The sequence below is a fragment of the Frankia nepalensis genome (genome assembly GCF_016786325.1).
GTDB lineage: Bacteria > Actinomycetota > Actinomycetes > Frankiales > Frankiaceae > Pseudofrankia > Pseudofrankia nepalensis.
On the sequence record NZ_JADWYU010000073.1, the window covers coordinates 1 to 7,869 of the forward strand.

The following is a 7,869-nucleotide window of genomic DNA, read 5'->3' on the forward strand; positions in this document are numbered from 1 at the left end:
CGGCGGGGCCGGCCGCGTCGTCCGCGGGGGAGACCTCCTTGACGACCTCGGTGAGGGGCAGACCGGGGACGGCCGCGGGGGCGGCCGCGCGGGCGGGGGGGCCCCCTCGGCCGGCTGTCGCGCAGTCGTCAGTCGTGGATCTGCTGGCTGAGGTAGTTCGGGACACCCACCTGCTCGATCAGGTCGTGCTGGGCGTCGAGCCAGTCGATGTGCTCCTCCTCGGCATCGAGGATCTTCTCGAGCAGCAGCGCGGAGCCGATGTCGCCACGCTCGCGGCACAGCGCGATGCCGGTGCGCAGCACCTCGACGGACCGTTCCTCGTGCTTGCGATCGAGGCTGAGCTGCTCCGGCACGTCCTCCCCGATCGCCAGCGTGTGCAGCCGCTGGAGGTTGGGGTGGCCGTCGAGGTAGAGCACCCGCTCGATGAGCTCGTCGGCGTGCTTCATCTCGTCGATCGACTCGTGGTAGGAGTGTTCGGAAAGCCGCTTGTATCCCCAGTTGCGCTGCATTCGCGAATGCAGGAAGTACTGGTTCACCGCGGTGAGCTCGTTCGTGAGCACCGCGTTCAGCAGCTCGATGATCTCCGCGTCCCCGCGCATGTCGGCACACCTTCCGCCACGAGACCCGCCATCACCAGCGAGCCGGTCCTCCGGGGGCGGAGCGCTAGCACGACCACGATCGGTGACCAGCGAGAACGGCGCGCAACGGGCCGTTCCTCCCACCCCTGTACCCAGGGAATCACAGAAATCCGGCGGATGGGATGGCGAAGGCAAAAAAATGCTCGGAGATGCGTAATACGCAGGTCAGCCTTACCTACACACAGGTGAGCCTCACCTGTGAGTGAATGAGGACGCGGCGGGATACCAGATTCTCATGCGCGGCTACGCAGCGCACGCACGAAGAGGGCAAGGTTAGCCGGACGTTCGGCCATCCGACGCAGCAGGTAGGGATACCAGTCGGGCCCGTAGGGCAGGTACACCCGCACCTGGGCGCCGAGACTGGCCAGGCGCAGCTGCTCGTGCGGGCGCACGCCGTGCAGCAGCTGGTATTCGAAGGAGCCGGCCGGGCGGCCGTACTCCTGGGCGAGCCGGGCGGCGAGCGCGAGCAGGCGCGGATCGTGGGTCGCCACCATCGGGTAGCCGGCGCCGGCCATCAGCACTCCCAGGCAGCGGGCGTAGGCCGCGTCGACCTCCGCCCGGCGCGTCCAGGCGACGTCTCGCGGCGCCCGGTAGGCGCCCTTGCACAGCCGCACCCGGGAGCCGGCGACCGCGAGCCGGCGGCAGTCGTCGACGCCGCGGCGCAGGTAGGCCTGCACGACGGCGCCCGTGGCCGGGTGGTCGCGGCGCAGGTCGGCGAGCACCTCATGGGCGGCCTCGACGCTCGCGTGCTCCTCCGCGTCGATCGTCACGGTGGCGCCGACGGCGGCGGCGCGGGCGCAGATCTCGGCGGCGTTCTCGTAGCAGATCTTGCGGCCGCCGTCGGGGACGAGCCGGCCGAGCGCCGAGAGTTTCACCGAGACGTCGAGCCCCCCGGACAGCCCCGCGTCCTCGGCGAGGTCGAGCAGGCCAAGGTAGGCGGCGGTCGACTCGCGCGCCGACGCGAGGTCGGCGCCGCCCTCCCCCAGCCGGTCGACGGTGGCCGCGATGCCGTCGCCGGCGAGCCGGCGCGCCACGTCGAGCGCGTCGCCGGGCCGTTCGCCGGCGACGAACCGGTCGACGACGCGGCGGGTCGGTGGCGTGGCGACGACCAGTTGGCGGACCCGGTCGCTCCCCGAGGCCGCGAGCAGCACCCGACGGAACATCGACACGCCTCCTCGGTGGCCGGACGGGCCGCGCCCCGCACGGCCCGTCCGCCCGGTGGGCGGCCGGGCGAGCACCGCCGGCGGACCCGGCGGCGGTGGCGCCGCAGGCACGACCCCAGCCTCCGGCAGGCCGCCACGGCTGTCCAACCGACCAGAGGATGACCAGCGGGGCAACAGGAGACCACATTCCGAAGCCAACATGCCGTCCCTGGCAGACCAGATCCCACCGTCGCGATCACTACGTTGCTTTCCGTGGACATGCGGGTATCAGCGCACTTTCCTGGGCCGCGCGCGGGCCGGCCTCGGTCGCTGGCGCGCCGGCTCGCCGCGCTCACCGCGGCGACGGCCGCCGCCGTGTCGGGCGTGGCCGCGCTCGGGCCGGCCACGCCGGCGCTGGCCGGCGGGCGGTCGGTCCGCGCCTGCCCGGGCGACGCCCGGGTGGACATCCCGTCGAGCCAGGGCGACCTGGCGCCGGCGGCGCGCCTGGCGGCCGGCTTCTACTCCGGGGCCGGCGTGTACTGGCCGCCGACGACCCTGATCGCGTGCCGGACGTTGCCCGACCTGGGCCACCCGCTGTTCAGGATCGGGACGGGCGGCTGCGACCCGGGGGCCGTGCCGTTCCTGATCCCGGACGGCTCCCCCGACTCGCCGGGGCCCGACGGCGCGGCCGAGGGCCCGCCACCCACCTGGGGAACGTTCCTGCCCCCTGGCTGGTACGTCCTCGGCGAGGATCCCACCCCTGGCTGGGTCGCGGTGTGCTGGTACCTGTCCAGGCCGGCCGCCCCCGGCGCGGCGGCCGTGGGCAGGTCCAGGCCGGCGGAAGCGGCATAGGCCCGGCGACGCGCCGCGACGGAGCGCTCGCGCGCGGATGGCGGCGGGCCCCGTGGGACGCCGCGCGGGACCGCCGGCGCCTCGGGTAAGAACTACAACCATGGTCAGCTCGCCGCCGCCGAGTACCGGCAGCCTGTTCGCGACGATCCGGGCGACGCTGCCGACGCTGATCCCGAGTGAGCGGCGGGTCGCCGAGGCGTGCCTGCTGCGCCCGGACGAGGTCGTCGAGTGGTCCGCGGCGCAGCTGGCGGCGGCGGCCGAGGTGTCGGCGGCGACCGTGGTGCGGGCCTGCCAGTCGATGGGTTTCCGGGGCTTCCAGCAGCTGCGGATGGCCTTCGCCCGGGAGGCCGGGGCGGCGGGCGCCCGCCCGAACGTGCGCGAGCCGGGGCCGGAGGACCCGCCGGAGCAGATCCTCGACACGGTGTTCGAGGTGGCCGCCGCGGTGCTCGCCGACTCGCTCGCGGCGTTGGACCGTTCGCGGCTAGGCCCGGCGGTCGACCTGCTCGACCGCGCCCAGCGGGTGCTGGTGGTCGGCAACGGTGGGTCGTCGCCGGTCGCCCAGGACGCCGCGCTGCGGCTCATGAGCGGCGGGCGCCCGGCGGAGGCGCCGCTGGACGCGCAGACCCAGCAGGTCGCGGCGAACAGCCTGACCCCGGCGGACGCCTGCCTGGTGATCAGCAGCAGCGGCGTCAACGAGCTGACGGCGCGCACCGCCGAGATCGCCCGCGGCCGCGGGGCGTCGATCATCCTGATCACCAGCTACGCCGCCGGGCCGCTGACCGGGCTCGCCGACGTCTCCCTCGTGGTGGGTGTCCCGCACTGGCCACTGGGCAGCGACCTGCTCTCCGGCCGGCTGGGATCGATGCTGTTGATCATGACGCTGCAGCTCGCGATGACGCTGCGTCGCCAAAGCGCTCCCGGCATGTCGGCCGAGCAGCTGCGAGAGCTCCTCAACGGCATGCTCATCAACCCGCGCCCGTCCGACGAACGGCCCGCCTGAAAGCCGCCCGACGCGTCCGTCGAGCGCCCGCCGGCGCGCCCGCCGGGCCGTCGCTCGGCGGCGGCCCGGCCGAGGTACGCGACATCCGCCGAGGCGCCCAAGCCACCCGGGACCGCTGCCGGGCGGCCGCGCGCCCGGCACCTGAGACGGTGGTCACAGGCCTCCTGCCTGCGGGTTTTCCGTCGCCAGCATTGCCCTAGCCGTCCGCGCGGCTTCCTTGGGCGTACCCGCCGCGTTCATTTCGATCTTGGATCCTGCCTTCGTAACGACGATCCATGGAACTGTCGATCCATGGAACGTTGATACACGAGGCGGGTCGCCCGTCCTCGTCGCCTGGAGCCATGTCCGCCGAAGTCATGTCCGCCGACCAGGAGCAGGAGCCATGGCAAGCATCCGCATCGAGGGACTCACCAAGGCCTTTGGCGCCACCCGCGCGGTCGACGAGATCTGGCTCGACATCACCGACGGTGACTTCCTCGTCCTGCTCGGCCCCAGCGGCTGCGGCAAGACGACGCTGCTCCGCATGATCGCCGGCCTCGTCGAGCCGACCGCCGGGCGGGTCATACTCGCCGACCGGGACATCACCTACCTTCCGCCGCGGGAGCGCGACGTGGCGATGGTGTTCCAGAGCTACGCCCTGTACCCGCACCTGTCCGTCGAGCGCAACATCGGCTTCCCGCTGCGCGCCGCGCGCCGGCCGAAGGCCGAGGTCGCCGCGCGGGTACGGGAGGTCGCCACCCAGCTCGAGCTCGACGGGCTGCTCGGCCGCCGCCCGCGGGAGCTGTCCGGCGGGCAGCGCCAGCGCGTGGCGCTCGGCCGGGCACTGGTCCGCGACCCGGCGGCCTTCCTGATGGACGAGCCGCTGTCCAACCTGGACGCCAAGCTGCGCACGGCCACCCGCACCGAGCTCACCGCCCTGCACCGCCGGCTGGGCTCGACCTTCGTCTACGTCACCCACGACCAGGTCGAGGCGATGACGATGGCGACGAGGGTGGCGCTGCTCGACGGCGGCCGTCTCGAGCAGGTCGGCACCCCGACCGAGGTCTACGACCGGCCGGCCTCGGTGTTCGTCGCGGGCTTCCTCGGCTCGCCGCCGATGAACCTGCTGCCGGCCACCGTGGCCGGCCGCGACGGCCGGGTGGTCGTCACCGCGGCGGGCGTCGACCTTCCGCTGTGGCCCGGCACCGCCGACCGCCAGGGCGTCACCCTCGGGATCCGCCCCGAGCACCTGCGGGTCCTGCCCGCGCACACCGCGGCCGACGACGCCGGTGCGGACGCGGCCCGGCTGAGCGGGACGGTGACCGGCCTGGAGAACCTCGGCAGCGAGGAGGTCGGCTGGCTCGCGCTCGACACCGCCGGCCCGTCGGCCGCCGGGGCGCGGGGCGCGGCGGTCGCCGTGCGCGGGCCGCGCCCGCTCGGCCTGACCCTGGGGGCCCGCGTCAGCCTGACGGTCGCGCCCGAGCACGTCCACCTGTTCGGCCGGGAGTCCGGACGCCGGCTCGAGTGGCGTCCCGGCGCCGCCGTGCCGTCCCAGCCCACCTCGGCGACCCTCGCCACGGCGGCCGGCTGAGCCGGGCGGGCCGATCCACCTCGCGCCACCGCGCGCCGCCCTGCGGGACCCGACGACCGCGCGACGGACACCGCCCGCGGGCCGACCGCGCCCGCGGGCCGACAACCCCATCACCCACCGGTTGCCCGTTCCCGAGGCGCCGATCTCAGGCGCGCCCGCGTCACCCGCGGGCCGCGCACCGCGACAGTTAGGAGCCCCACGTGGCACGTCCACGCCTCGCGCGCGCGGCCGTCGGCCTCGCGTTGCTGTCGACGCTGGTGGCCGCCTGCGCCACCGGCGGGTCCAGCGCCGGCGACGGCGCGCCCGCCGACGCCGCCGCCGGCGCGGCCGCGACGATCCCCGAGCTCGGCCCCGACCAGAAGGTCACGATCACCTTCGAGAGCTACAACCTCGCGAACACCGGCACCTGGAAGCCGGTGATCGAGGGGCTGCTGGCCGACTTCGCCAAGGAGCACCCGAACATCACAGTGAAGGCGCAGCCGCCGCAGAGCGCGAGCGCCGGCGACTTCGTCGGCAGCATCAAGACCCAGGCGCTGGCCGGCAACCCGCCGGACGTCGCCCAGATCACCTTCAACGCGCTCGACTTCGCGGCCACCGCCCTGCGGGCGAAGCCGATCGACACCCTCGTCGGCAAGGACGCCCTCGCCGGCGCGTTCGGCGGTGAGCACCCGTTCGCCCCGGCCGCCAAACCGCTGGGCGACCTGGACGGCCACACGTACGCCATGCCGTACGTGTTCTCCACCCCGGTGCTGTGGATCAACGCGACGTTGTTCAAGGCGGCCGGGCTCGACCCGGCGAACCCGCCGAAGACCTGGGACGAGGTCAAGGCCGCCGCCCTGGCCATCAAGGAGAAGGCCGGCAAGGACGGCGTCTACCTCGACTGCACCACCAAGGCCGCGGGTGACTGGTGCTTCCAGAGCCTGGTCCGCTCCAACGGCGGCCAGGTCATCTCCGACGACCGCAGGACGCTGGCGTTCGGCGACGACGCGGCCGTCGGCGCGGTCGAGATGGCCGCCGACCTGTACGAGTCCGGCGCGACGCCGAACTTCTCGCAGGCGCAGGCCATGGACGCGTTCGCCAAGGGCAACCTCGGCATGATCCTGGAGACGTCCGCCCTGCAGGGCATGTTCATCGGCGGCGCGCAGTCGGCCGGCTGGGAGCTGACGGCCGCCGCCGAGCCGGGCTTCGGCTCGAAGCCCGCCGTCCCGACCAACTCCGGGTCCGGCCTCTCGATCTTCTCCAACGACCCGGCGAAGCAGCGCGCCGGCTGGGAGCTCATCAAGTTCCTGACCAGTGAGCACGCCTACACCGAGATCTCCTCGAAGATCGGCTACCTGCCGCTGCGCACCAGCCTGGTCGACGACCCGGCCTACCTGAAGCCCTGGGCGGACGAGCACCCGCTGATCAGGCCCAACCTGGACCAGCTGACCCGGCTGCAGCCGTGGGTCTCCTTCCCCGGCAACGGCTACCAGCAGATCACCGACCTGATGATGTCCGCCGCCGAGAGCGCGATCTACCAGGGCAAGGACCCGAAGACGGCGATGGCCGACGCGGCCCGGCAGGCGACCGACCTGCTGCCCAAGACCTGAGACGGCTCCGCCGAGCCCGACCCGACCAGCCGACGCGACCACCTGGGAGCCGCCCCGTGCGCTTCATCACCGACACACCGACGCCGACGCACGTCGTCGTCCAGATCAGCGACACCCACATCGTGCCCGACGGGGAGCTGTACCACGGCCTCGTCGACACGCTCGCCAACGTCGCGGGCGCCTTCGACCAGATCGAGCGGTCCGGGCTCGACGTCGCCGCGATCCTGCTCACCGGCGACCTCGCCGACACGGGCGACGTCGCCTCGTACCGCCGGCTGCGCGCCTACGTCGAGAAGCGTGCCTCGGGCCTCGGCCTGCCGGTGCTGTACGCGATGGGCAACCACGACAGCCGCGGCCCGTTCCGCGAGGGCCTGCTCGACGCCGAGCCGACCACCGAGCCGTACGACTACGTGTACTGGGCCGGAGACCTGCGCGTCATCGTGCTCGACTCGACCGAGCCTGGCGAGGTCATCGGTCTGCTCGACGACGCCCAGCTCGACTGGCTCGCCGCCGAGCTCGCCACCCCGGCGCCGGCGGGCACCGTGCTCGCCCTGCACCACCCGCCGCTGCCGTCGCCGATCGGGATGCTCAACGCCCTCGTGCTCGCCGAGCCGGAGCGGCTCGCGAAGGTCATCGCGGGCACGGACGTGAAGATCGTGCTCTGCGGGCATTCGCACCACGCCTCCGGCGGCGCGCTCGCCGGGGTGCCCGTCTGGGTCTCGGGCGCCTCCGCCTACTCGGCGCGCACGGTCGGCCCGGCGGGTGGCTACGCCGGGGTGACCGGCGGGCAGTTCACCCGGGTCGACGTCTACCCGGACCAGGCCGTGGCCACCGCAGTCCCGAGCCAGGTCGGCGAGATGATCTACGAGCTGACCCCGGAGATGCTCGCCAAGTACGCCGCGGAGTTCGAGGCCGGCGCCAACACGACGCCAGACGACCTCGAGAACCTCGCCAAGGCCTAGCGGCCATGTTCATCGAGCTAGCCGCGCCCTTGGCCTCAGGGGTCGGAAACGGGCCCGTCTCACTAGGGGCCGGGAGCGGGCCTGGCGGGCTCGCCAGCGGGGGCCGGACCGCCGTC

The 7,869-nt window shown here is 73.7% G+C and carries 7 protein-coding genes; 5 read left to right on the top strand and 2 right to left on the bottom strand.

Features of this window, described 5'->3' with window-relative positions; translation table 11 throughout:
• Positions 1-128: 128 nt before the first annotated feature.
• Entirely contained in the window at positions 129-599 is a 471-nt protein-coding gene (gene bfr, locus I6A81_RS03140; protein ID WP_203007191.1) for a bacterioferritin, read from the bottom strand.
• Between the two features lie 272 nt (positions 600-871).
• On the bottom strand, positions 872-1,801 hold the full coding sequence (locus I6A81_RS03145) for a proline dehydrogenase family protein (RefSeq protein ID WP_203007196.1): 930 nt from the start codon (positions 1,799-1,801) through the stop codon (positions 872-874).
• A gap of 258 nt (positions 1,802-2,059) precedes the next feature.
• On the opposite strand from I6A81_RS03145, the gene I6A81_RS03150 reads away from it, so the two are divergent.
• From I6A81_RS03150 to I6A81_RS03170, 5 genes are all read left to right on the top strand, one after another.
• Positions 2,060-2,632: a hypothetical protein gene (locus tag I6A81_RS03150; protein WP_203007197.1), complete on the top strand. Its 573-nt coding sequence runs from the start codon at positions 2,060-2,062 to the stop codon at positions 2,630-2,632.
• A gap of 100 nt (positions 2,633-2,732) precedes the next feature.
• Positions 2,733-3,632 carry a MurR/RpiR family transcriptional regulator gene (locus I6A81_RS03155; RefSeq protein ID WP_203007192.1) on the top strand — a complete coding sequence of 300 codons (900 nt, stop codon included), beginning with the start codon at positions 2,733-2,735 and terminating at the stop codon, positions 3,630-3,632.
• A 382-nt stretch (positions 3,633-4,014) separates the two neighbouring features.
• Positions 4,015-5,202 carry an ABC transporter ATP-binding protein gene (locus I6A81_RS03160; RefSeq protein ID WP_203007193.1) on the top strand — a complete coding sequence of 396 codons (1,188 nt, stop codon included), beginning with the start codon at positions 4,015-4,017 and terminating at the stop codon, positions 5,200-5,202.
• Positions 5,203-5,402: 200 nt separating this feature from the next.
• Positions 5,403-6,791, top strand: coding sequence for an ABC transporter substrate-binding protein (locus I6A81_RS03165; protein WP_203007194.1), 1,389 nt, complete (start codon positions 5,403-5,405; stop codon positions 6,789-6,791).
• Between the two features lie 56 nt (positions 6,792-6,847).
• On the top strand, positions 6,848-7,753 hold the full coding sequence (locus tag I6A81_RS03170) for a metallophosphoesterase (protein WP_203007195.1): 906 nt from the start codon (positions 6,848-6,850) through the stop codon (positions 7,751-7,753).
• The last annotated feature ends 116 nt before the right edge of the window (positions 7,754-7,869 follow it).

Coding starts and splice junctions, on each gene's coding strand:
- bfr (WP_203007191.1), bottom strand. CDS start 599: ATGCGCGGGGACGCGGAGATCATCGAGCTGCTGAACGCGGTGCTCACG.
- I6A81_RS03155 (WP_203007192.1), top strand. CDS start 2,733: ATGGTCAGCTCGCCGCCGCCGAGTACCGGCAGCCTGTTCGCGACGATC.
- I6A81_RS03145 (WP_203007196.1), bottom strand. CDS start 1,801: ATGTTCCGTCGGGTGCTGCTCGCGGCCTCGGGGAGCGACCGGGTCCGC.
- I6A81_RS03150 (WP_203007197.1), top strand. CDS start 2,060: ATGCGGGTATCAGCGCACTTTCCTGGGCCGCGCGCGGGCCGGCCTCGG.
- I6A81_RS03160 (WP_203007193.1), top strand. CDS start 4,015: ATGGCAAGCATCCGCATCGAGGGACTCACCAAGGCCTTTGGCGCCACC.